The following is a 25,002-nucleotide window of genomic DNA, read 5'->3' as shown; positions in this document are numbered from 1 at the left end:
TGTGCGGCTCGCCAGTCCGATGACAAATCGGACCCAGGCTGGGCGAGTGACTCGCCAGCCGGCAACGACTTTACGAGGCGCCTTATGACCCGCAATTCAGCAGCACCCCGCTATGGAAAACTTTCGATGACGATGCACTGGCTGATGCTGGCCTTGTTTGCAGGCGTCTACGCCAGTATCGAGCTCAAAGGCATGCTCCCCCGCGGGAATGCCTTGAAGGGCCTGTTTCTGGGGCTTCATGGGCTATTCGGGTTGAGCATTTTGATTTTGGTCTGGGTGAGATTGCTCGGGCGACTCACGCCTCGTCCGCCCATCACCCCCGCATTGCCAATGTGGCAGACCGGCTTTTCGCACCTGATGCATTTGGCGTTGTACGTATTGATGATCGCCACGCCGCTGCTGGCCTGGCTGATGCTTTCTGCTGGCGGTAAGCCGATGCCTTATTTCGGGTTCTTTCTGCCGTCGTTGGTGGCGGTTGATCCGGACCTGGCCCGGCAGTTCAGGCATTGGCACGAACTGCTCGGCAGTGCCGGTTACTGGCTGATTGGTTTGCACGCGGCGGCAGGGTTGTTCCATCACTATTGGATTCGCGACAACACCCTGACCCGCATGCTGCCCGGTCGATCTGGCACTGCGGACAATCAGCGGCAGCGATGATCCTGGATCGGGTAACGGTGCACGGACTATTGCAGTCGCCCTGAATACCAATCAGACAAATCACAAACCCTTCAGGCGTGAGCCCGACCCTCTGTCGCTACAAACTGGTTCGTCGCCACAGAGGGACATGTAATCAGTGCGCATGAGCGTGTGAGATTTTTTGTTTGCGCTTACTGCTTCTTGAATAACAGTAAGAGCAGAGCTGTTGTGGCAAGCAACGCACCGGTGAGAAAAGTGCTGGCCGACCCAAAGTTTTGCCAAAGCCAGCCTGCAAGAACGCTGGCGATCAGGAGGCATACACCACTGACAAGGTTGAAAATACCGAAGGCCGTACCCTTGAGTTCCGTGGGTGCTTTATCTGCTACCAGCGAGGCAAGAATGCCTTGGCTGAATCCCATATGAAGCCCCCACAAGGCAATTCCCAACATCATCGCAATGACAGAACTGGACTGAGCAAGCAGCAAATCCGCAAGGACGAGTATGGCCATCCCCACACAAAGCAGTTTGATGCGACTGATGCGATCAGATAGCCAGCCGACTGGGTAGGCGGACAGCGTGTAGAAAAGTGCCATCACCACCATCACCAGTGGAGTCCAGGTGACCGACAGGCCGATCTGTTGCGCCCGTAATACCAGAAACGCCTCGCTGAAACGGGCAAGCGTAAACACTCCTCCAACGATAACAACCCACCAATACCCAGAGGAAAAGTCATCCAGGACTTTCCAATGAATTGGCGATCGAAATGTGTGATCGCTGGGGCGGTGTGTGGGCTCTTCTACGCCTGTGACAATGAGCGCCACCGCTACCGCTGCCGGAATAACTGCAAACCACAGGACAAGCTGTATATCGGCGAGCCATAACATGAGCACGATGGCCAGAGCAGGGCCAAGAACAGCCCCTACGGTATCCATCGACTGCCGCAGTCCAAAGCAGGCGCCACGGATTTCTGGTGGCGACACATCTGCGATCAGAGCATCTCGTGGTGCCCCACGAATGCCTTTGCCAATTCGATCCAGAAAGCGTGCGGTGAAGACCACTTCAACGGAATGAGCCAGAGGAAAAAGTGGTTTGGTCAGAGCAGCTAAACCATAGCCGAGCAACAGCAATCCTTTGCGCCGCCCCATAAAGTCGCTGATAGCACCAGAAAATATCTTGACGAGCATGGCGGTCGACTCGGCAATACCTTCGATCACGCCGACGGTCAATGCACTCGCACCTAATGTTGTGACCAAAAACACAGGCAATAAGCTGTGTACCAACTCCGATGATAGATCCATGAACAGGCTGACAAAGCCAAGAGCCCAAATTGTGCGCGGAATACCAAAACGCTCGGCCGTGGTGTTTGAATTTCCGCTACTCATAGTTTCATCCTGTACTTATCGGCACCCGGGAAAGACTGAAAAAGCGGTTTAGTCGTGCACGCAGGCGAACCAGGTTCCCGTCAGAGCGGAAAAAATCAATGAAGCTGCCGTTGCCTCTGTAGTTCCTTCATCAGCCAGGTACGTGCCGGTTGCGCGCCTTCTGGGCATCGCACCTCATAGGCGCGGCCACTCATACTGCTTTTACTGGCCGCTAGATCGATGAAGTCTTCCGCGCTGTTCACCCTATTCTTGCCTTCGAGATAACTCAGCTTCTTCTCCAGATGCGCCCGAGCCCGGGGGCCTGGGAATTCGTCCCCGTTACGCACAAACTGACATTCACTATGCTCGACAAAGTCCAACAAGCTCTTTATCTCTTGGGTGGCTTGAGATGTGGCTTGAGCCTGCACATTGGTTACGATTGCAATAAGGCTGATACCAGCGGCGATTATCAATTGGCTAATAAGCCTGGCGATCGCTCCTATCCACACACGCATGATTCATCCTCGTGCTGAAAGTGGAATGAATGCAGCTCTGATGATAGTCCTTGGGTTGTACTGCCTGTAAACGTTTGATGGCGACTGATCGGGAAGACACGCACATCGATCGCCTCCTCACCGACATTGCATAGGCTGCCAGCGAATGATGACGTCCCTGGTCTCATCGATCATCGAGTTCCTCACGGTGAATCCGCATGTTGCCTATCTGGCTGTCTTACTTCTGGCACTTTCCGAGTCAATTCCGATCATCGGTGCCGTCGTTCCCGGTACAGCCGTGATCCTCGCGCTCAGTGCCTTGGTGCCGAGCGGCGTATTACTGCTCTGGCCGTTACTCGTCGCCGCCACGTTAGGTGCCATCGCGGGTGATGGTCTTTCGTTCTGGCTCGGGCATCGGTATCACCGCGAGATTCTTGGCTTCTGGCCTTTGAACCGCCACCCTGAACTGATTCAGAGCAGCGAGGTGTTTTTCGAACGTCACGGCACCAAGAGTGTGTTTTTCGCGCGCTTCGTACCCGGCGTCCGCGCCTTCATCCCGCTATTCGCCGGAATAATGGGAATGGCGGTCAGTCGATTCTATGCGGTCAATATCGTCTCGGCGCTCGCTTGGGCGTCGACGCATATCCTGTCAGGTGTTCTCGCCGGCGCGACGTTCCGCATGCTCGGAGCGGCTGCAAAGCCGCTTGCGATCCTGCTGGTCGTTTTACTCGCGGCCGGCTGGGCACTCCTGCATCTCGTACGCTGGACCGTGCGTCGCGGTGTCCCTTACTTCATCGACGCACTGATGCGGCTGCGGTACTGGGCAGGCACCCACAACACCTGGTTAAGCCGCGGCGTCACCCATTTACTCGATCCTTCTCGGCCCGAAGCACGGGCTCTCGCATTGTCAGCAGTGCTTCTCGTCGGTGCAGCCTGGCTCTTCTTTGGCATCCTTGAAGATATCGTCACCGGTGACCCATTGCTGCTCGCCGACAGCGCGATATACCACCTGCTCCAGGATCTTCGTACAGCACCAGGCGACGCCGTGATGATCGCCATTACAGAACTCGGCGACACCACGGTCGTGGTGGCGGTCACGATGGTTGTCCTGCTATGGCTCCTGTGGAAACGCGCCTGGCGTACAGCGACCTATTGGCTGGCTGCGATTGCCGGCGCTTCGGTGCTCAACACGGTCATCAAATTCGCGTTGCATCGAGCTCGCCCCGGTGAACTTCTCTACTCTGGGTGGAGTGCATTTTCCTTCCCCAGCGGCCATAGCACGGTCAATCTCGTGCTCTACGGCTTCCTTGCTTTTCTCATCGCGCGTGAGAGCCGCCCGGCATGGCGCCTCGTGGTCACTCTCGGCGCAGCAACCTTGATATTTCTGATTGCCTTCTCGCGGCTCTACCTCGGTGCGCATTGGTTTTCCGACGTGCTCGGGGGGATGGCATTCGGGTCGGCGTGGCTGGCGTTGCTCAGCCTGTCCTACCTGAGGCGCGAAGCCGGACGCATTGGATCTATGGGCCTGCTCGCCGCCGGATGTTTGGCGCTGATGCTCGTCGGAGGACTCAATGTCTATCGTAGCCATGCGACAGACAGCGATCGCTATGCCATCAAGACAGGGGCTCCGTCTATGACCGCCACGGATTGGTGGGCGTCGGGTTGGGAACAACTGCCGGCACGGCGCATCGACCTGACTGGCGAGACGAATGAGCCGCTGACGTTACAGTGGGCCGGTGACCTGCCGGAATTGCAGGATGTCCTGCTGCGTAACGGGTGGCGCGACTCAACGGCCTGGACAACATTAAGTGCCCTGAATTGGCTTTCCACCCAGACCGACTCGGCAGCTCTTCCAGTTATTCCACTGTTTGCCAGTGGTCGCCTCCCGAGTCTGACGTTCATTCGAGTGAATAGTGGTGGCGCACTGACCAGCTCGCGCCTCGTGCTTAGAGTGTGGGACGTCGACTTCGAGCTTACAAACGAGCGGACTTCATCGCTGTGGATGGGCTCGGTCGTCGAGGAGCGCTTCTATCATCCCCTATCCCTCGTCACGTTGACGTCGACACAGCCCGATATGAATGCACCGCGAAGTACGCTGGCTGCCGCTCTTGGTGGTGGACGACTTGTGCCTCGCCCCCTGGGAGCGGCAAAGGGTGATTGGGATGGCAATGTCCTGTTAGCTCGACACGGCAAGACACAGAAACCAATATCCGACTGATCGCGGCGAATGCCTGGCGATGAGGTACACGACCGGAAATAAGCCACCATCACGTCTGCAGGATTGGTAGTGTGTGGTGTCTAAAGTTTCCCCTCGGTGACAGCCAACTTCGCTGCCCCTCAGTGACTCCCTTCCCGCAGCCACCGCCTGACCTCACCCTGCACGGCATAAGCCGGCGCCTCCACCGCATTGAAATCTTGTGTATACCGCTGGGCAAACCCCTCAACTCCCCATTCCTGAAACTGCTGCACATGCTTCAGCTCGTGAGCCCAGAGCGCGACGTTTTGTTCTGCGGTTTGGGCATCCCGAAAGAGGATGATGTCGATCAGCGTTACGGCCCCGATATCAGGATTTTGCAGCATGGCAGTGGCGGCGGTGAGTTGGCCGTTGTCGCTCACTTTGTAGCGCGCGGCATCGAGGACGCCGGGGTCGTACCAGCGCAGCAGTTGCTCGCGGATGTGCGGTGGAATGGGCTGGGTGTCGGGGATGGCGGCTTCAGCGCGGGCTTGGGTCAGCCACAACGCCAGGGCAGGTGCGGCGATCTGGTAGATACCATCAGGTGGGAGGCCGAGCAGTTGCCCCACGTCTGGCAGGCAGATGCAGCTATCCAGGCATACTTGTTTTTCGCCGGCCGGCCGGGCAGGGGTTGGGCTGGGCTGGCACTTCAAGTGTCAGGCAAAGAAAAAGCAGCGTCATCAGGCGCGTGGTGATGGGCGGCATTGGGCGCTCCAGGGACGGATGCGGCGTGAGCAGTAATGACAGTTGCTCGATGACCCGCATCGCTTCAGCGTAGACCCGAACCCAGCACCGTCACTAAAGAGCCGTTTCCGGATTTACGACTGCATCGCAGTCGGGCGCAGAGTTGCTGCGGGTCAGGGGAGGATTTCGAATGAGGTGCTGGCCAAGCGTTCGCCGTTTATCAGGATGTGCACGGCATGCACGCCTACATAGTGTTTGCGGGTGGTGAGTTCTTTGATCTGCTGGCCTCGGCTGACGAATTCGGTGGCGTTGCCGGGCAGCGTCAAGGCCTTGAGCTTGAACACCTTCGCCGACGAGCTGCCATTGGCTTTGACGTAATCAATCGCATAGTCGATCACCAAGCGCTGACTCTCCGCCACCGTGGATTTTACGTTGAAGGACAGGGTGATTTTCTCCCCGAGCCGAATCACCGCCGGCTCAACCTGCACCCCAACAATCTCGACCTCGGCTTTGCCGCTGGCCCCAATAATCGCCAGCGCCCGCTGATTGCCCCGTTTGATCAAACTGCGCAACGCATGCTTGGCAATCCACGCCGTGTGCTTGTTATCCAGCGCCCAACCTTCGATCAGGTCCAACACCCACTCAGGATGATCCTTGGTGATGTCATTGAGATGGTTGGCCACGGACTTGCGCACATAAAGGCTTTCATCGGCCTTCAAGTTGTCGAGAATCGTCGCCGCCAGCGTCGGATCGGCCTGAACCTGCTCCAGCCGAAATGACCACGGCAACCGCGGTCGACTGCCTTCGCTGGCCAGACGCCGGACATGCTCATTCTCATCCTGCGACCATTCCTGCATCAGCGCCAATGAACGCTTCAAGTCACTGCGCAGAAAATACCGAACCGCAAACTCCGCTGAACCAAACGCGGTGAAGTACTTGAGCGCCTCCATCGACCGCTCGAACTCATGCGCGCCATACGTCGCCACATAATGCGGCAGCGAAATGCTGACAAAACCACTGTTCAGCCGAGGGGCGAGGGCGCGCAGCACCTCAAGCGATTCGTCATACCCCAACGGCAGCGCTGCATGCAGGCATTCACTGACCCGCGCCATGCGCTGCATGATCGACAGATCGGCGAGGCCGTCGTTGGCCCTCTTCAGGAAGGCCTTGGCATTGAAACCGGGGTAAACCGCCGTCATTTCGGTTGCGATGTGTTTGAGGCGCTCGGCGTTGAAGATTTCCTTCAGCGCCGGGGCGGATTGTTCGGCGGCGGTCATGGGTGAGTCCGGTCGGGAGGGCGGCTCAGGTTATCGGGGTATTGATGAACGCCTCAAGCTTTTCTGCCTGCGCGGTGAACGCGGCGATGCGCGGGAAGCGCTCGGCATCGACCTGATCGGGGATCACCAGATTGGTGAAGCTCCAGGCGACTGCCACCGTAATCCCGTCTTGGGCAATCAAGGCACCGTTCGCCAGCGGCTGCTTTTCCAGTTCGCGTTCGAGTAAAGAATAAGCGGCGGCCAATTGGCCTTCGACGCGCTCCATCCATGGCTGGAATTGGATCTCGGCTGGGCGCAGGTTGCGTTCGTAATAAAGCTGCACCGATTTCTCGCACGCCGCCAACGCCAGACCGATCACACGCAGGGCGCGCAGCCGTTGCTTGAGCTCACCGGGCATCAGGCTTTTGCCGGGGCCGGCGAGGGCTTCGAGATAGTCGATGATCAGGGTCGAATCCATCAACACGTCGCCGTCGTCCAGCACCAGGGTTGGTGCCTTGACCACGGGGTTGATCTGTTGAAATTGCTCGAAGTGCCGAAACACTGAGACCGATTGATGTTCCAGGTCGATGCCCAAGTGTTGGGCGGAAATGGCCACGCGCCGTACGTAGGGTGAATCCAGCATGCCGATCAGCTTCATTAATACGCTCCTGCAGAGGACCATTTCGGGACGGTCAACCTTAGCTGAGGATCCGCGTCCTGCAAGCAAAAGGAGGGCTTGTGCGGCCGTTTGTCTTCTATATACAGCCGCTCGATTGAATTTCTTGCTATAAACGCACTCCGATAACCGCCGCAACGGTCGCAGTAGAGCACTTTGCGTACCTTGTCGGACAAATTCGCTGACTTTTCAGTTGCTGGGGCCTCAAGTCGGCCTTAGACTGCCGCCCCTCGTAAATTGAGTGCCGGGTGGCGCTTGGAATAAACGGCGCCTTTCCGATGGCCTTCAACAGGTCCGCCGGAACGCTCCCTAATTCGCCTTAATGCACGTTTTTTTATAGAGATATCAATGACAAAGGACAAGTTGCTGGCCATGCCGGCGGATGACTACATGAATGCTGAGCAACATGCTTTCTTCTCTGAGCTGTTGCAGAACATGAAAGTCGAAACCCATGAGCGCATCGAGCAGAACCGCATCGCCATCGAGAGCCTGGACACCCCGGCCGATCCGGCAGACGCGGCTTCGGTCGAAGAAGAGCGCACCTGGCTGGTCAACGCGATCGATCGCGACCAGCGCATGCTGCCTCAGTTGGAACAGGCTCTGGAACGCATCAAAGAAGACAGCTTCGGCTGGTGCGACGACAGCGGCGAGGCCATTGGCCTGAAACGCCTGCTGATCAGCCCGACTACCAAGTACTGCATCGAAGCGCAAGAGCGTCACGAACAGATCGACAAGCACCAGCGTCAGGCCTGATTTCGTAGCGCCCCGCATCGCGGGCGAGCCTCGCTCCCAAAGGAGCAAGGCTGGCCCGCGATGCTTTTTTTCGTCTGCGAAAAACCTCTCGCGCCTCTATTGATCTGCTGCAGTACACGCGACTAATGGACCATAGATAATGGCCTTGTGGTGGCGTTTAATGCGAAGACAACAATTAGAAGATCGTGGGGTGACGAAGATGACGAGAGACGGATCTCTGGCGACGGCCGCGCCTGCGCCAGTGCTTTTGCCGAAAAACCCGTGGCTGACGCCGACCCTGCAAAGCATCGCCCTGATGCTGTTGTTGTGCGGCATGGCGTTGGGTGGCTGGCCGCTTTACGTTGGCCTGCCGTTGGCGGTGCTGATTGTCTGGTTGCCGCGTCTGCGTTCTCGCGCTGCGCCTCAAGACTCGCCGGCGGAAAACCTCAGCGCCATCACCGCTTTGACCCGCGATCTTTCCTACACCACCAGTCATAACGCACTGTCTGCGGCCGGCGTGGCCTTTTCGGTCAAGCAACTGGCGGACAAGCTGCAATCGCAACTCGGCGCAGCGGCACAGATTGTTCGCAATGCCGAGGCGATGATCGCGACCGAACAAGTCACGTCCAAACTCAGCCGCGAAGCGCTCGGCGCCGCCAGTGAAGCGCATCAGAGCGGCGCGGCCGGGCGCAAGGAACTGATCGAGTCCATCGCCCGCATGCATCAACTCAGCGAGCGCGCCAGCAACAGTCGCGAGCTGATCGAGGCCCTGAGCCTGCGCAGTGACGATATCCAGCGGGTGAGCCTGGTGATCCAGTCGATCGCCAGCCAGACCAATCTGCTGGCGTTGAACGCCGCTATCGAAGCGGCGCGGGCCGGGGAGCACGGGCGCGGTTTTGCGGTGGTGGCCGATGAAGTACGGGGTCTGGCGGCGCGCACCGCGACGGCGACCGGTGAAGTCGGCGAAATGGTCGCCGATATTCAGCAACGCACCGCTCAGGTCGTCGAGCAGATCCGCCAACTGTCCAGCGACCTTGACACCGGTGTCGAACAGGTCGAGCACACCGGTCAACACCTGGAAAACATTGCGCGCCTGGCCGCGGGTGTCGAACATCAGGTCGGGGAAATCGCCCGTGGCGCGGACACCAATCGCGAGCAACTCGACAGCCTGTTTCATGCGATCGAACAGATGCGCAGCGATCTGGCGGTCAGCGACCAGCAGACCCAGCGTCTGGCCCAAGCCGCCGTGCAAATGGAAGGACAGGCCGAATCCATCAGCGAACGCCTGGCCGAAGTCGGACTCGATGATTATCACCAACGGATTTATGACCTCGCCCGGGAGGGCGCGAGCCAGATTGCCGCGCGTTTCGAAGCGGATATCGACCAGGGCCGTGTCAGTCTCGATGACTTGTTTGACCGCAATTACCAGGCGATCCCCAACACCAGCCCGGCCAAGTTCCAGACCCGTTTCGACCGCTACACCGATCAGGTCCTGCCGACGATTCAGGAGCCGTTGTTGCCACGTCATGAAGGCCTGGTGTTTGCCATCGCCTGCACGCAGCAGGGTTATGTGCCGACTCACAACAAGGTTTTCAGCCAACCTCTGACGGGCGATGCAAAGGTCGATACCTTGCAAAACCGCACCAAGCGCAAATTCGCTGACCGCACCGGTATCCGCTGTGGCAGCCATCAACAGCCTGTGTTGTTGCAAACCTACACCCGTGACACCGGCGAACTGATGCACGACCTCTCGGTGCCCATCCTCGTCAAGGGCCGGCATTGGGGCGGTTTGCGCCTGGGTTACAAGCCGCAGGGTCCACGCTAGACGTTGGCCATTGTTACGATTGCGGCAACGAAGCTGTGCAGCCTCGTTGCTGTTTCCTCGCGGATGAATTCATTAACATGCCTATATAGTTAGGTTGCTAATGAAATTCGAGAGGCCAGCATGCAAAGCAAAGTGGATGTCGCGGTGATGATTGGCAGCGGGGTGCCCGCCTGTTTGCGCGCGACGGGGCAAAGCGTTTGTTGGGTTGTGCTGCTAAACGGTGAGCGCCGGGGGACGGCTTTTTCCAGTCGCGATGAAGCCGAAGAGTGCAGGGCTGCCTGGCTGGCGCAATTGAATGCTGAATCACCGGACAGCCTGCACTGAGTGTGCGGGTTAGTGAACCTGGTGCAGACGCAGGTTCAGGTCGTCGACCACTCGCGCCCAATCGGCGTCTTCACGCAGTTGTTCTTTGAGGAAGCCGGCTTGTTGCGGGGTCCAGAACTCGGCGTCGATCATTTTCTTGTCGTCGGGCAATGGTGAATGGCTGGCGATGAAATCGTCGATACCCTTTTGGCTGGAGTCCAGGCCAAGTTGGTCGAACAAACCTTTCAAGTCGTGTGTGGGTGAATCCATGTTCATCTCCTGGTGGGTCGCGTCGAATGCGAGATCTGAAGTGCGGCTTCAATGCATCTGAGGAGGCCGCGCTTCAGGAGTTCGATGGATGTTCAAAAGCAGGAGTGAGCATAGACGGCAAATTCGATGATCAGGCTTTCAATGCGCCTGCATCAACGGCAGCCTTCAGTTCTATGGCCGCTTCCTGAGCGGCGACGGCGGCGACATCTGCCGTTTTGAACCAGCGATCTTTCTCGACCTGGTGATACGTCACTGTGGTCAACTTCGGTTTGGCGCGCATAACTATCACTGCCTGGAATTCGCCGTCGACCTCTCTGGCTTCGCCCCGGATAATAAATTCGCCGATATCAAATTCCGTCACGTAGCAGCCTTCCCTTGGAAATGTTTTGTTGTTTTGAGCGCCGTCCGACGTGGGAACGGGTTTCATGGGGCGGGCAGTATGGCAGTAGTTGCCCGCTGACGGCTGAGTTAACTCGGCGGTGTGACGAAACGTCTATTGAAATGAACTCAACGGTTGCTTGATTCGCGGGACTCAAGTGAGCGGGCTAGCGCGCAGGCCTGGTTGTGGTCACCGCGGAAACCTCTGACGCGTCCTGTGGAAGTTTCCTTGATATGAAAGAACGCGTGCCCGGCCAGAACGACCTGAAACCTTGGCCGGGTAGAATTTTCAGCGGAAAATGGAGGGTGTTCGAACAACCCCTGAGGCGGCAGCGAGGTCTGCGCGTCAGGCGTCTGGGCGGTTGCAAAGTGAGTCATTGTGCACATATGAAGTCCTTTTCATTGTTTTGCCGACGTATGTACGCCGTTTTGGCTAGTCTCTGTCAGCATCGCTGCTCTAGAATCGTCATCACGGCTTAGCGAGTGGTGACCATCTAAAGCAATTTTTTGCCGACGATCTGTCGGAAAAATTGCTTTTCTTGTAGGGTTTTTTCCTTAAAGTTGGTAGTCCTGTTTCCTCTGGCAGCAAGAAGGGCATTTTCCTTCAACATCTGACGACGTTGAGGGAAGACGGCGCGAGTGTTATTCCAGTACGCTCACGGTCCTCGCGATGCATGAGCCCTCTGCCCGGATCAGGATTTCAACCCGGTTTTTTTGCTAGACCCTCGGCATGGCCGCTTTTTTCTGCTGCACGCTTTTCCTGCGTGCGGCATCCATTTCAGATGTGGGGATGTTTCCTTGGCAGTAAGTAATCTCGATATGCATGCTTTGTTCGTGCTGGGTGATTTGCGCGCAAAGTTGGTTAAACAGTTCCAATCTCGTTTCGTCTACGTCACCGAACAGAACGCCGAAGGCATTTACATTGCCGAGATCGACACCGAAGAAGCGCTGGTGGTGGATGACAAGCCTGGGCTCAAACTCAAGGTTGGCGATCACTTCAGCGCTTCGGTCCTGCCCAGTCGCGAAGGCGGCAAGCTGGACATCAAGTTCCGCGAAATCAAATTGACGGTGTATGGCCTGGGCGATTACGCGTTTGTCACCACCGCCGATGGTCAGGCAATTGTGTTCAAGGAAGGTCATAGCGTGGTGATGGTGTTCGCCGCCCATCAACAATTGCAGGAAGGCCTGACTAAAACCCTGAAAGCCGTGACCGCCAAAGCCGCCAAGTGGCGCAAGGGCGAACTGGTGACCTTCAAGGCCAGCGAGTAATGACCCTGACCCGCGCCGATTTCCACGAACAGAACCAGGCCAGTGCCCACACTGAAGCCCTTCGGTTGTTCGAGCAGAAGGCTGTTCTGCAGGGAACCTGGCTGAATTGGGTGGCGTCACAGATCTATACGCTGCGTCCGGCGGCGTTCGCCAGCATGGTCAGAAGAGAGCTATCCCGCTTGCAGGAATCTTCCGAAAATTAAATCCAGCCCCTCGACATCAGGATCCTCTACTACAGTCAATTGACTGAATATTTTGAGGCCCGCGGTCTTCCATCAGGCCATCCTGCTATTGCTGTGAACAGCACGAGGTGCAAAAGCATGAAAGGATTTCGACGGTTACTGGCTGCGTCCGTGGCCAGTGTCGGGTTGTTGGCGTCACCCGTTCCGGTATATGCCGCCCAGGCTCCGATCCACTTCGCCGACCTGAATTGGGAAAGCGGCAGCCTGATCACCGATATCCTGCGGATCATTGTCGAGAAGGGCTACGGACTACCGACGGATACCTTGCCGGGCACCACCATTACCCTGGAGACCGCGCTGGCCAACAATGACATTCAAGTCATAGGCGAAGAGTGGGCCGGTCGCAGCCCGGTCTGGGTCAAGGCAGAGGCCGAAGGCAAGGTCGTCAGCCTGGGCGATACGGTCAAGGGCGCGACCGAAGGCTGGTGGGTTCCGGAATACGTGATCAAGGGTGACTCGGCCAAAGGCATCAAGCCACTGGCGTCGGAGCTGCGCAGTGTCAGCGACCTGCCCAAATACAAAGACGTGTTCAACGACCCGGAAACCCCGGGCAAGGGCCGCTTCCTCAACAGTCCGATCGGCTGGACGTCGGAGGTGGTGAACAAGCAGAAACTTACCGCCTATGGCCTGAACGACAGCTACGTGAATTTTCGCAGCGGTTCCGGGGCGGCGCTGGACGCGGAAATCACCTCGTCGATCCATCGCGGCAAGCCGGTGCTGTTCTATTACTGGTCACCGACGCCCTTGCTCGGACGCTTCAAGCTGATCCAGCTGGAGGAGCCACCCTTCGACGCCGAAGCCTGGAAGACCCTGACCGACGCCGACAATCCAAATCCAAAACCGACCCGTTCACTGGCCTCGAAGTTGTCCATCGGTGTGTCTGCGCCGTTTCAAAAACAGTACCCGCAAATCACCGAGTTCTTCAGCAAGGTCGATTTGCCCATCGATCCATTGAACAAGGCGCTGGCCGAGATGAGCGAAAAACACACCCCGCCACGCCAGGCCGCGGAAGCGTTCATGAAGGCGCACCCGGACGTCTGGAAGGCATGGCTTCCCAAGGAGGTGGCTGATAAGGTCTCCGCCGACCTGAAGTAAACAGGTGATCCACTCAACTGCATTCGCTATCGCCGCCCGGAGCACGTGTGCTCTCACTGGATGGATAACTGAATATGAACCTGTTGGTTGCGCAATGGATGGCTTCAATCTTTCTGATGATTAGCCTGGTCCACGTGTATTGGGCGTCGGGTGGCAAGTTGGGCAGCGAGGCGGCCATACCGCGAGTGCCTGGGGTGGGCGGTACGCAATCAAGGCCGGCGTTCAAGCCGTCGGGGTTCGTGACGTTGCTGGTGGCGGTGGGGTTGCTGCTGATTGCGATGCTGGTGTGCCTGCGGGTCGGTCTGTGTTTGCCGGCGGTGCAGGACGGCTGGCTGCAATGGGTGATCAGTGGCATTGCGATACTGATGTTCGCCCGGGCGATTGGCGATTCGAACCTGGTGGGATTTTTCAAAGAGGTCAAGGATTCGAAGTTTGCCCGGCTCGACACCTGGGTGTATTCGCCGTTGTGTGTGGTGTTGGGGGCCGGGTTGTTGGCAGTGGCATGGATTTGAGCTGCTGCTGAAATCGCTATCGCGAGCAAGCTCGGCTCCTACGGTGATCTAAGCCGTGTTACCGATGTAGGAGCCGAGCTTGCTCGCGATGAGGCCAGTCCAGTCAACGAAAATTTTCGGACCTAACTCCCACGCTCACTCCGCCGACTACTCACCTCAGCCGGCACATCGTCCCCAGCCATACGCTTGCGAAACAACGCCGCCCGAGCCAGCAGCAACGTCGTCACCGGCACCGTAATCGCCAACAGAATCGGAATCAGCCAGGCATGCAGCACCGGCCCCGATTTGAGTGCCGAAAAGTAAATGATCGACGCCAACGCCACGCACCAAGCACCCAAGGTCGAAGCCAGCGCCGGTGGGTGCATGCGCTGGAAGTAATCCTTCATCCGCACCAGGCCAATGGCGCCGATCAGCGCGAACAGACTGCTGAGCAGCAGCAGAATCGCTACCGGAATCTCAACCCACAGCGACAGTTCGCCACTCATTCGATCACCTCGCCACGCAGCAGGAATTTCGCCAGGGCAAACGAGCCGACGAAACCGAACAGGGCGATCAACAGCGCCGCCTCGAAATAGGTGTCACTGGCATAACGAATGCCCAGCGTCAGCATCATCAGCATCGCGATGATGTATAGATAATCCAGAGCCAGAACCCGATCCTGGGCCGATGGCCCTTTGAACAGGCGGAGCAGCGTCAGGATCATCGCCACGGAAAACAGGAACAGGCTCGCCAGGATGGCGTTCGACAGCAATGCGCTCATTCGAAGATCTCCATCAAGGGGCGCTCATAGGTCGCCTTGAAGTGCTGGATGAACAGCGCTTCGTCATCCAGATCGAACACATGCAGCAACAGGATGCTGCGGTCCAGCGCCAGCTCCGACCAGACGGTGCCAGGCACTACGGTGCAGATCGCCGACAGCGCGGCGAGGCCATTGGCGTCGCGCAAGTCCAGCGGCACCTTGATGAAGCGCGAGCGGGCCGGACGACGACCGGCGTTGAGCACGCCCCAGGCCACGGCGAGGTTGGACATCACCACATCGCGACAGACCACCAGCAGCAAGCGCAGGATCACGTCCGGGCGACGTATACGAATCGGTAATGGTCGCAACTTGCGCATCATCAACGGCGCGCAGAAGCCCAGCATCGCACCGAGCAACAGGTTGCCAGGGCTGATCGACTGGTTCAGCACCAGCCATAACAGCAAGAGTGCTAACGACAGCCAGGGCGCAGGAAACAGGCGCTTCATGGTTGCATCTCCAACATCGCCGCCTTGGCTTCCGGGCTTGGCACGGCACGCGTACCGAGCACGGCCATTACGTATTGCTGAGGGTTGTTCAAGGAGTCAGCGGCCGCCTGGGTGTAGCGCAGCAGCGGTTCAGCCTTGAAGGTCAGCGCGATGCTCAGTCCCAGCAGGACGATGATCGGTACGCATTCAAAGCGGCGCAGCAGCGGTGATGGGCGTTCTTGCGGGGTCCAGAAGCGCTGGATACCCAGGCGCGAGAACGCGATCAGCGAGGCGAGCCCCGACAGAATCAACAGCGCCAGCAATCCCCACGCCGCATTCGATACCGGTTCGCCGACGCCATTACCCAGGCCCAACGGGTTGAGAAGGGCGTTGAGCAGGCTGAGTTTGCCGATGAACCCAGAGAGCGGCGGCATGCCGATGATCAGCAGCGCGCAGGCAATGAAGCTCAGGCCGAGGAAGGCCTTTGTCCAGGGAATCACCTGGCCGACCACGGCTTTCTGATCATCATCGAGGTTGATGCCTTTGAGCGGTTGCGCAGCCGGCGCCGGTCGCGCAATCAGGTCGGCGTCGTCGAACAGCGGCAGTTCATTGACCGAACGCGAGCGCTCGATCAACTCGGCCAGCAGGAACAACGCGCTCAACGCCAGGGTCGAGCTGAGCAGATAAAACAGCGCCGCCGCGATCAGGTTTGGTTGGGCGAAACCAATGGCGGACAGCAGAATCCCGGCCGACACCAGAATGCTCAGGCTGGCCATCTTTTCCAGGCGTTGCGCCGCGAGAATCGCCAATGCCGCGCAGACAATCGTCGCCATGCCGCCGTAGATCAGCCAGTCGCCGCCAAAGTAGGCGGACGCCCCGGCCTGACCGGAGAACAACAGCGTCCACAAGCGCAGCAAGGTGTAGACCCCGACCTTGGTCATGATCGCGAACATCGCCGCCACCGGTGCGCTGGCCGAGGAGTAGGCCGGCACCAGCCAGAAGTTCAGCGGCCACATCCCGGCCTTGGCCAGAAACGCTACCGCGAGAATCCCCGCGCCGGCATGCAGCAAGCCGCGATCGGCTTCCGGCACCAGCGGGATTTTCAGCGCCAGGTCGGCCATGTTCAGCGTGCCGGTGACGCCGTAGATCAGCGCCGCGCCAATCAGGAACAGCGACGACGCCAACAGGTTGATCGAGATGTAATGCAGCCCCGCCGACACCCGCGGCCGGCCGGAACCGTGCAGCATCAAACCGTAGGACGCCGCCAGCAGCACTTCGAAAAACACGAACAGGTTGAACAGGTCGGCGGTCAGGAATGCGCCATACAGTCCCATCAATTGAATCTGGAACAGTGCGTGGAAGCTGGAACCGGCGCCGTCCCAGCGGGCCATGGCGAACAGCAAGGCGCTGACGCCGATGATCCCGGTCAGCACCAGCATCAACGCAGACAGGCGATCGACCACTAACACCAAGCCGAACGGCACTTGCCAGTTGCCCGGCAGGTACACGCCGATGGAGCCCGGCACGCCGGTGGTTTGTGTCCATTGCAGCAGCAACACGGAAATCCCCAGGCCGAGCAGGCTGGAGAACAGGTTGATTTTGGCCTTCAGCGGACGGTGTTTCTCGCCGAGCATCAACATGATGGCGGCGGTCAACAGCGGTAGCAGAATCGGTGCGGCAATCAGGTGCGTCATCGCATTCATTCTTTAGGCTCCCGGCCATCCACATGGTCGGTCCCGGTCAAGCCCCGGGAAGCGAGCAGCACCACCAGAAACAACGCGGTCATGGCGAAGCTGATCACGATGGCGGTCAGTACCAGCGCTTGCGGCAGTGGGTCGGTGTAGTGCAACAAGTCCTGCGGCACGCCGTCCTTGATGATCGGCTCGCGGCCGATGAACAGGCTGCCCATGCTGAAGATGAACAGGTTGACGCCATAGGACAGCAGGCACAGGCCCATCACCACCTGGAAGGTCCGTGGCCGCAGGATCAGCCAGACGCCGGAGGCCGCGAGCACGCCGATGGCGATTGCGATGACTTCTTCCATCAGACGGCTCCTTGCGTGGCGACGGGTTTGGGCTGGGCCGCGGTTTTGTGGCCGCGAACCGATTGGTGGGCGAGGGCGGTGAGGATCAACAGTGTCGAACCGACCACCACGGCGTACACGCCAATGTCGAAAAACAGCGCGCTGGCGATGTGAATGTCACCCAGCACCGGCAGTGAAAAGTGCCAGGTGTGAGTGGTCAGGAACGGATAACCGACGGCCATGGCCCCGAGTCCGGTGACCGTGGCGAACAACAACCCGGTGCCCATCCAGCGCAGCGGTCGCAGGCTCATTTGCGCCTCGACCCACTGCGTGCCGGCGACCATGTATTGCAGGATGAACGCCACCGACATCACCAACCCGGCGACAAAACCACCGCCCGGTTGATTGTGCCCGCGCATGAACAGGTAGAACGACACCACCAGGGCAATCGGCAACAGCAGGCGCACCAGCACCGCCGGGACCATCATGAAGCCCAGTGCGGTATCGCTGGCGTGGCGCGGGTTGACCAGGTCGGTGACCACGTCCGGCGCCAACAGGCGTTGCTGCGCCGGCAGCTGCAGGCTTTCTTTCGGCGGGCGGAAGCGTCGCAGCAGGGCGAACACGGTCAGGGCCACAGCCACCAACACGGTGATTTCACCGAGGGTGTCGAAGCCACGGAAGTCCACCAGCATCACGTTGACCACGTTGCTGCCGCCGCCTTCGGGCAGGGCGCGGCTGAGGTAGAACGAGGAAATGTCGTTGGGCGTCTGGCGCGTCAGCATCGCGTAGGCCAGCAAGGCCATGCCGCCACCGACCACGGTCGACAAGAGCAAGTCGCGGATACGCCGGATGCGCGCCTTGCGCAGGGTGCTCGGCAGTGGCGAGACTTCCTCGATCCGCCGAGGCAGCCAGCGCAGGCCCAGCAGGATCAGAACCGTGGTCACCACTTCGACCGCCAATTGCGTCAACGCCAGGTCCGGCGCGGAGAACCAGACGAAGGTCACGCAGGTCATCAGGCCGCAAACGCTGACCATGGTCAGGGCCGCGAGTCGGTGATACTTGGCCTGCCACGCCGCGCCGAGGGCGCAGGCAATAGCCAGTAACCACAGAGTCACGAACACGATTGAACCCGGAATTTTCGGCCGATCGCCCCAGCTCAGGTTGTTGTGGAGCATCGGGATTAACCCGGCCAGCACGGCGGCGAGGACCACCAGGAACAATTGGGTTTGCAGGCGATGGGTGCTGATCCGGCGCACCAGACGACGGGCCAGGCGCATCATGATCACCAGGCTGCGCTCGAACAGACGCTTGCCGCTGAACCGGCCAATCACTGGCGGGTACTTGAAGCGCCCGCGCTTGAGCTGATTGCGCAACAGCAGGTAGAGCACGATGCCGCCGGACATGGCGATCAGGCTCATGATCATCGGCGCGTTCAAGCCGTGCCAGATCGCCAGGCTGTATTCCGGCAGGGTGCCACCCACCACCGGCAAGGCCGCGGCGGCCAGGATGGAACCGACTACTTGCGCCGGGAACATCCCCACGACCAGACAGGTGAACACCAGCAACTCCACCGGCGCACGCATCCAGCGCGGCGGTTCGTGTGGGGTGTGTGGCAGGTCTGTGGCGGTCGGGCCGAAGAACACGTCGACGGTGAAGCGTAGTGAATAGGCGACGCTGAAGGTGCCGGCGATGGTCGCGACGATCGGCAGGCTCCACTCGACCCAAGCCGTGGCATTGATGAACACGGTTTCGGCAAAGAACATTTCTTTCGAGAGGAAACCGTTGAGCAGCGGCACACCGGCCATCGAGGCGCTGGCGACCATGGCCAGGGTGGCGGTGAACGGAATCAGTTTGATCAGGCCGCTGAGCTTGCGAATGTCGCGGGTGCCGCTTTCGTGGTCGATGATGCCGGCGGCCATGAACAGCGAGGCCTTGAAGGTCGCGTGGTTGAGAATGTGGAACACCGCGGCCACGGCGGCCAGCGGACTGTTCAAGCCCAGCAGCAGTGTGATCAGGCCCAAGTGGCTGATGGTCGAGTAAGCCAGCAACCCCTTGAGGTCGTTCTGGAACATCGCGCAGTACGCGCCGAGCAACAGGGTGCAGGCCCCGGCGCCGCTGACGATGTAGAACCATTCTTCACTGCCGGATAGCGAAGGCCACAGCCGTGCCAGCAGAAACACCCCGGCCTTGACCATAGTCGCCGAGTGCAGATAGGCCGAAACCGGTGTCGGCGCCGCCATCGCGTGAGGCAGCCAGAAGTGGAAGGGGAATTGCGCGCTTTTGCTCAAGGCGCCGATCAGGATCAGGGGTAGCAGAATAGGGTAGAGGGCATGTGCGCGAATCAGATCGCCGGCGGCCAGGACCTTGTCCAGGTCATAGCTGCCGACCACATGGCCGAGCAGCATGACCCCCGCCAGCAGGCACAAGCCGCCTGCACCGGTGACCATCAGCGCCATGTAGGCGCCGCGTCGTGCATCGCTGCGGTGGTGCCAGTAACCGATCAGCAGGAATGAGAAGAGGCTGGTCAACTCCCAGAAAAACACGATCTGGATCAGGTTGCCGGAAATCACCAGCCCGAGCATGGCGCCCATGAACGCCAGGAAAAACGCGAAAAACCGCGGTACCGGATCGTCCGGCGACATGTAGTAACGCGCGTACAACGAGACGAGGGTACCGATGCCCAGCACCAGCATCGAGAACAACCAGGCGAAACCGTCCAGGCGCAGGACGAAGTTCAGGCCGAGGCTTGGCAGCCAGAAGAATTCTTCGCGAATCACGCCGCCGTGGGCGATTTGGGGGTACAAGAGCGCGACCTGGACCGTGCCGATCAGTGCGATCAGGCCGGCCAGCAGGGGGGCGGTATTGCGCGCGTTGTGTGGCAGGACGGCTGCCAGACAGCTGCCGATGAAAGGCAGAAGCAGTAGAACTATCAGGGACATAGGCTTCTAATCTGCGGAAGTTTGTGAAGCATCATACGTGCCACTCCCAAGATCGCCAAACGCCAAGCTGTCGCAGAATCCTACACGGTAGACGGAAAAAGCCTGATTCACATTGTTTCCGGGACCAGTGTTTAGCAGGTCTGGCCCCTTCGCGAGCAAGCCCGCTCCCACATTTAATCTCAGTCGTACACGCATTCTGTGTTCACTGAAGATCTAATGCGGGAGCGGGCTTGCTCGCGAAGGCGATCTATCCGGCAACCAACTTATCAAGGTTCAACCGATGTTTCTGGCTCCGACTCTTCCTCCGCCGCCACACCCTTACCCTTGGTCTTCAACTCACTCACAATCACCGCCGCCACAATCAACCCCGCGCCCAGCAGTGCAATCGCCGGCAAGCGCTCCCCGGCGATCCGCCCGACAATCCCGGCCCACACCGGCTCACCCGCATAAATCAAGGTCGCCCGGGTCGGCGAAACACTTTTCTGCGCCCAGTTCATCGCCACCTGAATTGCCGCACTCGCCGCGCCCAGGCCCAACGCGCTGCACAACAGCAGCCAGGAAAAGTCCGGAATCCGTTCCTGGGTCGGCACCACCATCAAAAATGCCAGCACCGAAGTGGTCGCCAATTGCACCACCGTCACCCGCCGCACATCGACCTGACCGGCGTAGGTGCTGATCAGAATGATCTCCGCAGCAATCGCGATGGCGCTGATCAGCGTGGCGATTTCACCGGGGCTGAAATTGAAGGACGCGCCGGCAGGCCCGGACAACAACATCAACCCGGTAAACGCCAGCATGATCCCGATGCTCGGCATCAATCCCGGGCGACGTCCCAGCACCAGCCATTGCAGCAACGGTACAAAGGGCACGTACAACGCCGTAATAAACGCCGACTGACTGCTGGGAATGCTTTGCAGACCCACGGTCTGCAAGCCGTAGCCGAGCATGATCGCCACACCGATAAAGGCCCCGGCCTTGAGTTCGAACAGGGTCAGTTCCCGCAGGTGACGCCAGGAGAACAGCGCCACAATGATCGCCGCGGCGGCAAAGCGCAGGCCGACGAAAAACATCGGGCCGCTGACGGTCATCGCGTGCTGCACCAACAAAAATGTGCCGCCCCAGACCATGGTGATCAGCACCAGCACGCACTCGGCTTTGCTGAACCGTGAGAAACGGGGGGAAGAAGAGTTCACCGACGTCATGACCTTGCGCGCTACCTGAGGGGGACGCACAATGCGCCGAATGTTGCGCAGTATACTGCCCAACCCCACCGAGTGAGCAATATAGTGCACAAAGATTCCACGCAACGGGCTTCGGTCCTCCAGCACGTCAGCCTGAACGTCCGACGCCTGCGCCATGCCGCCGACATGAGCCAGACCGCGCTGGCCGAAAAGTCCGGAGTCAGCCGGCGGATGCTGGTGGCCATCGAGGCCGGCGAGAAAAACGTCAGCCTGACCACCCTCGACCGCGTGGCCGAAGCGCTGGACGTGAGGTTCAGCGACCTCATCCAGGCCCCTGACGCCCGCGACCCGAGCCGCATCAACGAAGTGGCCTGGGCTGGATTAATCCCCGGCAGCAAAGCCGTTTTACTGTCCAAGGCCTCTGCGACTCGCGAAGTGGAACAGTGGGAATGGTGCCTGCAACCGGGGGAAATCTACCCCTCGCAACCGGATGCCGAAGGCTGGAGCGAACAGATCTACGTGTTCGAAGGCTGCCTGACCCTGATGTTGGGCGACACGCCGCAGCACATTGCTGCCGGTGAGTTCTTCATGTTTGCCAGTAACCAGCCCCATGCCTATCGCAACGATGGCCCGGTGGCGACGCGGTTTGTGCGTAACGTGGTGATCTGACTGTTTGCCGATCAACAGTGGATAGACACTTTGCTTTTCCAAAGCTGCAGATTTTTCTCTGAAGATTCACCAACCTGTTGAAACAACAGGAAATAGCTTTCGGGCACAAGCGCCGGTCAACGATCCGCTGCAACGGATCCCGCCGATGGCGCTCGTCACCGAGCATCTGGGTTTCGGCCTGACCGCGTCGCTGTCCTTCGAGCACCCCTATCCATTCGCCCGACGTCTGTCGACGCTCGACCACCTGACTAAGGGCCGCGCCGGCTGGAACATCGTCACGTCATATCTGGAAAGTGGCGCGAAGAACATCGGTTAGAAGAATCAGACTGAGCACGACGCCCGTTACAACTTCGCCGAGGAGTACCTGGAGGTTTGTTACAAGCTTTGGGAAGAGGGCGCGATTCTGCGTGATCGCGAGCGGCGGACAAGAGTGGGTGGAGGAGACCGACGTGGACGGGTTTAACCTGGCTGACGCGCATGCCCCATGAAACCTTCATCGATGTCGTGGCATTGCTGGTGCCGGAGTTGCAGAAGCGCGGGGTGTACAAGACCGAGTATGCGCCGGGGACCTTGCGCGAGAAGTTGTTTGGAGACGGGGCGCGGTTGCCAGAGAGTCATCCGGGGGCAGGGTATCGGGATCTGGCGGCGTTGCGGCAGCAGGAGAAGAAGGTGGCGTCTGCGTAGACGCCTTCGCGGGCAAGCCCGCTCCCACATTTGATCACCTGTCCCCCAGACAATGCGGTCACCTGTGGAGTGAGCCTGCTCGCGATGGCGGTGTATCAGCCTGCATTGAGGGAGCCTGACACACCGCCATCGCGAGCAGGCTCACTCCTACAAAAGGCGGTATTTGTGTGCGGGAGAGCAACGCATTAAGGTGGCACGCAGCAGCATTCCATTTGACCAACGAGCATGGCATGAGCGAAATCCAGAGCGCACAGACGACCGACGACACCCGCCACTCCGACATCCTGATCATCGGCGGCGGCCTCAGCGGCGCGATGCTGGCGGCGCAGTTGTTGCGCGTGCCGGGCCGGCGTTCGGTGCTGGTGATCGAACCGCGTGCCGAGCTCGGTCGAGGCGAAGCCTACAGCGCCGTCGAATTGGGTCATACGCTCAACGGCAACGCGGCGCGCATGAGCGTCGATCCGGACAACGCCGATGACCTGACGCAATGGCTAACCGAGCACATTGCCGCCGGTGGCTGGCCGGAATCGGCCGAACAACCGGTGCCAATCAGCGAGTTGTTCCCGCCACGAGGGCTGTTCGGCGTGTACGTACAGCAACGTCTGGCCGAAGCGCAAGCCGTCGGGGCGTTGCATGGCTCAACCGTCGAGCATGTGCGGGCGGAAGTGATCGATCTTCAAACGGACGACGATTGGGTACGGCTGACCTTGAGTGACGGTCAACGCTTGCAGGGCGCTTTTGCGGTGCTGGCGACTGGCATGTTCCCCGCCGCACGCACGCCACAGACCGAGTCCAGCGGTTTGAACGCCGCAGCGCTCGATCCGTGGGATGTCGCCGCCATGCGCCAGCTCGACCCGCAGTCGACAGTGCTGATCATCGGTTCCGGCCTGACCATGGTCGATGCCGTGGTCTCACTGGAACAAGCCGGGCATCGCGGCCCCATCGAAGTGTTTTCCCGCCACGGCTTGTTGCCGCATGTGCGTCGGCAACCGCCGGCCTGGGTGGATTTTCTCGCCGACGATCACAGCCTTCGCACACCCCGCCAACTGGTGCGCGAACTGCGGCGGCAGTGCCGGGAGGCGATCGCCCAAGGCATTGACTGGCAAGCACCTCTCGACACCGTGCGGGCGCACATTGGACGGTTGTGGAATCAGGCGACGGACCTGCAGCGTCGACAGTTTGTGCGGCATGTGCGGCCATGGTGGGAAAGTCATCACCACCGTTCGCCACCGTTGAGTGCGGCTTTGGTGGAGCGGTTACACCGGAAAGGGCGGTTGCGGATTCAGGCTGCGTCGTTCAAAGGGCTTGAGCTTGTGTCGCAGGGCGGCGTCAGCATCCGCATTCGCCGCCGTGGCGAGGCCGATACCTGTGTGGTGACTGGCGCGGCGTTGATCAATTCCAGCGGTATCGAGTATGACTGGCGCCGGGTCGCTCGACCGTTGCCGCAACAATTGCTGGCGCGCGGACTGATCCAGCCGGGGCCGCTGGCACTGGGGATCGCTGCGGGGACAGACGGTGCCGTACTGGACGCCGATGGCCAGGTCGCCCGTCGCCTGTTCGCCATGGGCCCGCCGTTGCGAGGCTTGTGGTGGGAAAGCACGGCCGTCACCGACGTAGCGCTACAGGCCAAAGCCCTGGCGGCGCGAATAGTGGTAGCAGCTGACGAGCTCCCATTGAGATAAATGTCTCTGTGGGAGCCGAGCTTGCTCGCGATTGCGTCTGGTCAGTCATCATCAATGTTGAATGTCAGGCCGCCATCGCGAGCAAGCTTGGCTCCCACAGGTTTCCTCTCTCAAAGAAAAACCCCGGGTAGATCGGATCTACCCGGGGTTTTTGGTTCAAGCGGCGCAAAGCCGTTGATCAATAGCGCTGATACTTCGAACCGAACTCAGGACGGTTTTCAGCGACGTAGAGTTTGCTTGGCTGGCTGTCCTTGTGATCGAGGCCGACGGTGTTCACGTTCAGGGTCGCTGGTTGGCTGACCTTGACGGCGGCGACAACTTGCGAGGTGGCGTGCGGGGCGGCGATGGCGGATGTAGCGCCAAGGACCGACAGGGCGAAACCAAGACCGATGAGGCTTTTCATGATGTTGCTCCAGAGTGGGGGAAGAAGATGTGGCCACTGTAGTGCTGGAGCCCGGCGATGAAAAAACACCCTTGGGCATAGTCGTTATCGAGAACGTTGATCCATGGTCAGTGAGGTGTGCGGTCGAGGCTTTAAAAGCTCAAGGCTAATAACTGACACAACCCAATCAAAATGTGGGAGCGGGCTTGCTCGCGAAGGCTGCTTAACATTCAACATTTATTTTGAATGTTA

Annotated in this window: 27 protein-coding genes and 2 pseudogenes; 13 read left to right on the top strand and 16 right to left on the bottom strand. The window is 59.5% G+C overall.

Annotation, left to right across the window (positions count from 1 at the left end):
* The first annotated feature begins 84 nt into the window (after window positions 1-84).
* Window positions 85-657, top strand: coding sequence for a cytochrome b (locus EAH78_RS11510; protein WP_140667643.1), 573 nt, complete (start codon window positions 85-87; stop codon window positions 655-657).
* Between the two features lie 170 nt (window positions 658-827).
* Here the strand turns inward: EAH78_RS11510 and EAH78_RS11505 are convergent, their stop codons facing one another.
* Both EAH78_RS11505 and EAH78_RS11500 read right to left on the bottom strand, forming a co-directional pair.
* Entirely contained in the window at window positions 828-2,018 is a 1,191-nt protein-coding gene (locus EAH78_RS11505; RefSeq protein ID WP_140667642.1) for an MFS transporter, read from the bottom strand.
* A gap of 95 nt (window positions 2,019-2,113) precedes the next feature.
* Window positions 2,114-2,512, bottom strand: coding sequence for a DUF5329 domain-containing protein (locus EAH78_RS11500; RefSeq protein WP_140667641.1), 399 nt, complete (start codon window positions 2,510-2,512; stop codon window positions 2,114-2,116).
* Between the two features lie 145 nt (window positions 2,513-2,657).
* On the opposite strand from EAH78_RS11500, the gene EAH78_RS11495 reads away from it, so the two are divergent.
* On the top strand, window positions 2,658-4,709 hold the full coding sequence (locus tag EAH78_RS11495; protein WP_240051870.1) for a bifunctional DedA family/phosphatase PAP2 family protein: 2,052 nt from the start codon (window positions 2,658-2,660) through the stop codon (window positions 4,707-4,709).
* A gap of 119 nt (window positions 4,710-4,828) precedes the next feature.
* On the opposite strand, the pseudogene EAH78_RS11490 reads toward EAH78_RS11495, so the two are convergent.
* The 3 genes and pseudogenes from EAH78_RS11490 to EAH78_RS11480 form a co-directional block, all read right to left on the bottom strand.
* A pseudogene (locus tag EAH78_RS11490) lies at window positions 4,829-5,429 on the bottom strand (eCIS core domain-containing protein).
* A 152-nt stretch (window positions 5,430-5,581) separates the two neighbouring features.
* On the bottom strand, window positions 5,582-6,685 hold the full coding sequence (locus tag EAH78_RS11485) for a DNA alkylation repair protein (protein ID WP_140667640.1): 1,104 nt from the start codon (window positions 6,683-6,685) through the stop codon (window positions 5,582-5,584).
* A gap of 25 nt (window positions 6,686-6,710) precedes the next feature.
* Window positions 6,711-7,322, bottom strand: coding sequence for a glutathione S-transferase (locus tag EAH78_RS11480; RefSeq protein WP_140667639.1), 612 nt, complete (start codon window positions 7,320-7,322; stop codon window positions 6,711-6,713).
* 366 nt (window positions 7,323-7,688) lie between these two features.
* Between EAH78_RS11480 and EAH78_RS11475 the strand changes: the two genes are divergently transcribed.
* From EAH78_RS11475 to EAH78_RS11465, 3 genes are all read left to right on the top strand, one after another.
* The gene (locus EAH78_RS11475) at window positions 7,689-8,093 is read left to right on the top strand and encodes a TraR/DksA family transcriptional regulator (RefSeq protein WP_007907888.1); all 405 of its coding nucleotides are present in this window, start codon (window positions 7,689-7,691) and stop codon (window positions 8,091-8,093) included.
* A 139-nt stretch (window positions 8,094-8,232) separates the two neighbouring features.
* Window positions 8,233-9,897 carry a methyl-accepting chemotaxis protein gene (locus EAH78_RS11470; protein ID WP_430539931.1) on the top strand — a complete coding sequence of 555 codons (1,665 nt, stop codon included), beginning with the start codon at window positions 8,233-8,235 and terminating at the stop codon, window positions 9,895-9,897.
* A gap of 120 nt (window positions 9,898-10,017) precedes the next feature.
* Window positions 10,018-10,221: a hypothetical protein gene (locus EAH78_RS11465; RefSeq protein ID WP_140667637.1), complete on the top strand. Its 204-nt coding sequence runs from the start codon at window positions 10,018-10,020 to the stop codon at window positions 10,219-10,221.
* 9 nt (window positions 10,222-10,230) lie between these two features.
* Here the strand turns inward: EAH78_RS11465 and EAH78_RS11460 are convergent, their stop codons facing one another.
* From EAH78_RS11460 to EAH78_RS32675, 3 genes are all read right to left on the bottom strand, one after another.
* On the bottom strand, window positions 10,231-10,470 hold the full coding sequence (locus tag EAH78_RS11460; protein ID WP_123435826.1) for a DUF2789 domain-containing protein: 240 nt from the start codon (window positions 10,468-10,470) through the stop codon (window positions 10,231-10,233).
* 130 nt (window positions 10,471-10,600) lie between these two features.
* Window positions 10,601-10,831, bottom strand: coding sequence for a hypothetical protein (locus EAH78_RS11455; RefSeq protein ID WP_140667970.1), 231 nt, complete (start codon window positions 10,829-10,831; stop codon window positions 10,601-10,603).
* Window positions 10,832-10,977: 146 nt separating this feature from the next.
* A complete protein-coding gene (locus EAH78_RS32675; protein WP_140667636.1) occupies window positions 10,978-11,235 on the bottom strand; it encodes a hypothetical protein in 258 nt (85 codons plus the stop codon).
* 432 nt (window positions 11,236-11,667) lie between these two features.
* Here EAH78_RS32675 and EAH78_RS11445 point away from each other — a divergent pair, with 432 nt between their 5' ends.
* The 4 genes from EAH78_RS11445 to EAH78_RS11430 all read left to right on the top strand — a co-directional run bounded on the left by EAH78_RS11445 (window position 11,668) and on the right by EAH78_RS11430 (window position 13,966).
* Window positions 11,668-12,117 (top strand): hypothetical protein, encoded by a 450-nt coding sequence (locus EAH78_RS11445; protein ID WP_172825907.1) that lies wholly within the window; start codon window positions 11,668-11,670, stop codon window positions 12,115-12,117.
* A complete protein-coding gene (locus tag EAH78_RS11440) occupies window positions 12,117-12,320 on the top strand; it encodes a hypothetical protein (protein WP_140667635.1) in 204 nt (67 codons plus the stop codon). The genes EAH78_RS11445 and EAH78_RS11440 overlap by 1 nt, the downstream gene beginning before the upstream one ends.
* A gap of 117 nt (window positions 12,321-12,437) precedes the next feature.
* Window positions 12,438-13,454 (top strand): ABC transporter substrate-binding protein, encoded by a 1,017-nt coding sequence (locus EAH78_RS11435; protein ID WP_140667634.1) that lies wholly within the window; start codon window positions 12,438-12,440, stop codon window positions 13,452-13,454.
* 74 nt (window positions 13,455-13,528) lie between these two features.
* Complete coding sequence (locus EAH78_RS11430; RefSeq protein WP_140667633.1) at window positions 13,529-13,966, top strand: DUF3995 domain-containing protein; 438 nt, start codon at window positions 13,529-13,531, stop codon at window positions 13,964-13,966.
* Between the two features lie 122 nt (window positions 13,967-14,088).
* Here the strand turns inward: EAH78_RS11430 and EAH78_RS11425 are convergent, their stop codons facing one another.
* From EAH78_RS11425 to EAH78_RS11395, 7 genes are all read right to left on the bottom strand, one after another.
* Complete coding sequence (locus EAH78_RS11425; protein ID WP_140667632.1) at window positions 14,089-14,451, bottom strand: Na+/H+ antiporter subunit G; 363 nt, start codon at window positions 14,449-14,451, stop codon at window positions 14,089-14,091.
* Window positions 14,448-14,726 carry a K+/H+ antiporter subunit F gene (locus tag EAH78_RS11420; RefSeq protein WP_027924693.1) on the bottom strand — a complete coding sequence of 93 codons (279 nt, stop codon included), beginning with the start codon at window positions 14,724-14,726 and terminating at the stop codon, window positions 14,448-14,450. The genes EAH78_RS11425 and EAH78_RS11420 overlap by 4 nt, the downstream gene beginning before the upstream one ends.
* A complete protein-coding gene (locus EAH78_RS11415) occupies window positions 14,723-15,211 on the bottom strand; it encodes a Na+/H+ antiporter subunit E (RefSeq protein ID WP_140667631.1) in 489 nt (162 codons plus the stop codon). The genes EAH78_RS11420 and EAH78_RS11415 overlap by 4 nt, the downstream gene beginning before the upstream one ends.
* The gene (locus tag EAH78_RS11410) at window positions 15,208-16,893 is read right to left on the bottom strand and encodes a monovalent cation/H+ antiporter subunit D (protein WP_140667630.1); all 1,686 of its coding nucleotides are present in this window, start codon (window positions 16,891-16,893) and stop codon (window positions 15,208-15,210) included. The genes EAH78_RS11415 and EAH78_RS11410 overlap by 4 nt, the downstream gene beginning before the upstream one ends.
* Window positions 16,890-17,234, bottom strand: a complete 345-nt coding sequence (locus EAH78_RS11405) for a Na+/H+ antiporter subunit C (protein ID WP_007944721.1) — start codon at window positions 17,232-17,234, stop codon at window positions 16,890-16,892. The genes EAH78_RS11410 and EAH78_RS11405 overlap by 4 nt, the downstream gene beginning before the upstream one ends.
* A complete protein-coding gene (locus tag EAH78_RS11400) occupies window positions 17,234-20,152 on the bottom strand; it encodes a monovalent cation/H+ antiporter subunit A (protein WP_140667629.1) in 2,919 nt (972 codons plus the stop codon). Before EAH78_RS11400 ends, EAH78_RS11405 begins: the two co-directional genes overlap by 1 nt.
* Window positions 20,153-20,418: 266 nt before the next feature.
* A complete protein-coding gene (locus EAH78_RS11395; protein ID WP_140667628.1) occupies window positions 20,419-21,444 on the bottom strand; it encodes a DMT family transporter in 1,026 nt (341 codons plus the stop codon).
* Here EAH78_RS11395 and EAH78_RS11390 point away from each other — a divergent pair.
* From EAH78_RS11390 to EAH78_RS11380, 4 genes and pseudogenes are all read left to right on the top strand, one after another.
* Window positions 21,439-22,002, top strand: coding sequence for a helix-turn-helix domain-containing protein (locus EAH78_RS11390; RefSeq protein ID WP_140667627.1), 564 nt, complete (start codon window positions 21,439-21,441; stop codon window positions 22,000-22,002). The two genes, EAH78_RS11395 and EAH78_RS11390, sit on opposite strands and share 6 nt — an antisense overlap.
* 103 nt (window positions 22,003-22,105) lie before the next feature.
* A pseudogene (locus EAH78_RS33295) lies at window positions 22,106-22,426 on the top strand (LLM class flavin-dependent oxidoreductase); the annotation flags it as partial.
* Window positions 22,427-22,479: 53 nt separating this feature from the next.
* Complete coding sequence (locus tag EAH78_RS33290) at window positions 22,480-22,686, top strand: hypothetical protein (protein ID WP_430539930.1); 207 nt, start codon at window positions 22,480-22,482, stop codon at window positions 22,684-22,686.
* Window positions 22,687-22,916: 230 nt separating this feature from the next.
* Window positions 22,917-24,368, top strand: a complete 1,452-nt coding sequence (locus tag EAH78_RS11380) for an FAD/NAD(P)-binding protein (protein WP_140667626.1) — start codon at window positions 22,917-22,919, stop codon at window positions 24,366-24,368.
* Between the two features lie 178 nt (window positions 24,369-24,546).
* Here EAH78_RS11380 and EAH78_RS11375 read toward each other — a convergent pair whose 3' ends face one another.
* Window positions 24,547-24,771, bottom strand: a complete 225-nt coding sequence (locus tag EAH78_RS11375; protein ID WP_140667625.1) for a hypothetical protein — start codon at window positions 24,769-24,771, stop codon at window positions 24,547-24,549.
* Window positions 24,772-25,002 lie beyond the last annotated feature (231 nt).

This window comes from Pseudomonas arsenicoxydans (assembly GCF_006438915.1).
Taxonomy (GTDB): Bacteria; Pseudomonadota; Gammaproteobacteria; order Pseudomonadales; family Pseudomonadaceae; genus Aquipseudomonas; species Aquipseudomonas arsenicoxydans_A.
The sequence above is the reverse complement of the archived record's forward strand: the minus strand, read 5'-3'. Positions and strand labels throughout refer to the sequence as shown.

What these genes read in the sequence shown, in the direction of transcription:
- EAH78_RS11445 (WP_172825907.1), top strand. Translation starts at nt 11,668, where the DNA reads ATGCATGCTTTGTTCGTGCTGGGTGATTTGCGCGCAAAGTTGGTTAAA.
- EAH78_RS11420 (WP_027924693.1), bottom strand. Translation starts at nt 14,726, where the DNA reads ATGAGCGCATTGCTGTCGAACGCCATCCTGGCGAGCCTGTTCCTGTTT.
- EAH78_RS11440 (WP_140667635.1), top strand. Translation starts at nt 12,117, where the DNA reads ATGACCCTGACCCGCGCCGATTTCCACGAACAGAACCAGGCCAGTGCC.
- EAH78_RS11405 (WP_007944721.1), bottom strand. Translation starts at nt 17,234, where the DNA reads ATGGAAGAAGTCATCGCAATCGCCATCGGCGTGCTCGCGGCCTCCGGC.
- EAH78_RS11510 (WP_140667643.1), top strand. Translation starts at nt 85, where the DNA reads ATGACCCGCAATTCAGCAGCACCCCGCTATGGAAAACTTTCGATGACG.
- EAH78_RS11435 (WP_140667634.1), top strand. Translation starts at nt 12,438, where the DNA reads ATGAAAGGATTTCGACGGTTACTGGCTGCGTCCGTGGCCAGTGTCGGG.
- EAH78_RS11410 (WP_140667630.1), bottom strand. Translation starts at nt 16,893, where the DNA reads ATGAATGCGATGACGCACCTGATTGCCGCACCGATTCTGCTACCGCTG.
- EAH78_RS11430 (WP_140667633.1), top strand. Translation starts at nt 13,529, where the DNA reads ATGAACCTGTTGGTTGCGCAATGGATGGCTTCAATCTTTCTGATGATT.
- EAH78_RS33290 (WP_430539930.1), top strand. Translation starts at nt 22,480, where the DNA reads ATGCCCCATGAAACCTTCATCGATGTCGTGGCATTGCTGGTGCCGGAG.
- EAH78_RS32675 (WP_140667636.1), bottom strand. Translation starts at nt 11,235, where the DNA reads ATGTGCACAATGACTCACTTTGCAACCGCCCAGACGCCTGACGCGCAG.
- EAH78_RS11425 (WP_140667632.1), bottom strand. Translation starts at nt 14,451, where the DNA reads ATGAGTGGCGAACTGTCGCTGTGGGTTGAGATTCCGGTAGCGATTCTG.
- EAH78_RS11485 (WP_140667640.1), bottom strand. Translation starts at nt 6,685, where the DNA reads ATGACCGCCGCCGAACAATCCGCCCCGGCGCTGAAGGAAATCTTCAAC.
- EAH78_RS11465 (WP_140667637.1), top strand. Translation starts at nt 10,018, where the DNA reads ATGCAAAGCAAAGTGGATGTCGCGGTGATGATTGGCAGCGGGGTGCCC.
- EAH78_RS11460 (WP_123435826.1), bottom strand. Translation starts at nt 10,470, where the DNA reads ATGGATTCACCCACACACGACTTGAAAGGTTTGTTCGACCAACTTGGC.
- EAH78_RS11500 (WP_140667641.1), bottom strand. Translation starts at nt 2,512, where the DNA reads ATGCGTGTGTGGATAGGAGCGATCGCCAGGCTTATTAGCCAATTGATA.
- EAH78_RS11480 (WP_140667639.1), bottom strand. Translation starts at nt 7,322, where the DNA reads ATGAAGCTGATCGGCATGCTGGATTCACCCTACGTACGGCGCGTGGCC.
- EAH78_RS11375 (WP_140667625.1), bottom strand. Translation starts at nt 24,771, where the DNA reads ATGAAAAGCCTCATCGGTCTTGGTTTCGCCCTGTCGGTCCTTGGCGCT.
- EAH78_RS11505 (WP_140667642.1), bottom strand. Translation starts at nt 2,018, where the DNA reads ATGAGTAGCGGAAATTCAAACACCACGGCCGAGCGTTTTGGTATTCCG.
- EAH78_RS11380 (WP_140667626.1), top strand. Translation starts at nt 22,917, where the DNA reads ATGAGCGAAATCCAGAGCGCACAGACGACCGACGACACCCGCCACTCC.
- EAH78_RS11400 (WP_140667629.1), bottom strand. Translation starts at nt 20,152, where the DNA reads ATGTCCCTGATAGTTCTACTGCTTCTGCCTTTCATCGGCAGCTGTCTG.
- EAH78_RS11415 (WP_140667631.1), bottom strand. Translation starts at nt 15,211, where the DNA reads ATGAAGCGCCTGTTTCCTGCGCCCTGGCTGTCGTTAGCACTCTTGCTG.
- EAH78_RS11475 (WP_007907888.1), top strand. Translation starts at nt 7,689, where the DNA reads ATGACAAAGGACAAGTTGCTGGCCATGCCGGCGGATGACTACATGAAT.
- EAH78_RS11470 (WP_430539931.1), top strand. Translation starts at nt 8,233, where the DNA reads ATGGCCTTGTGGTGGCGTTTAATGCGAAGACAACAATTAGAAGATCGT.
- EAH78_RS11495 (WP_240051870.1), top strand. Translation starts at nt 2,658, where the DNA reads ATGATGACGTCCCTGGTCTCATCGATCATCGAGTTCCTCACGGTGAAT.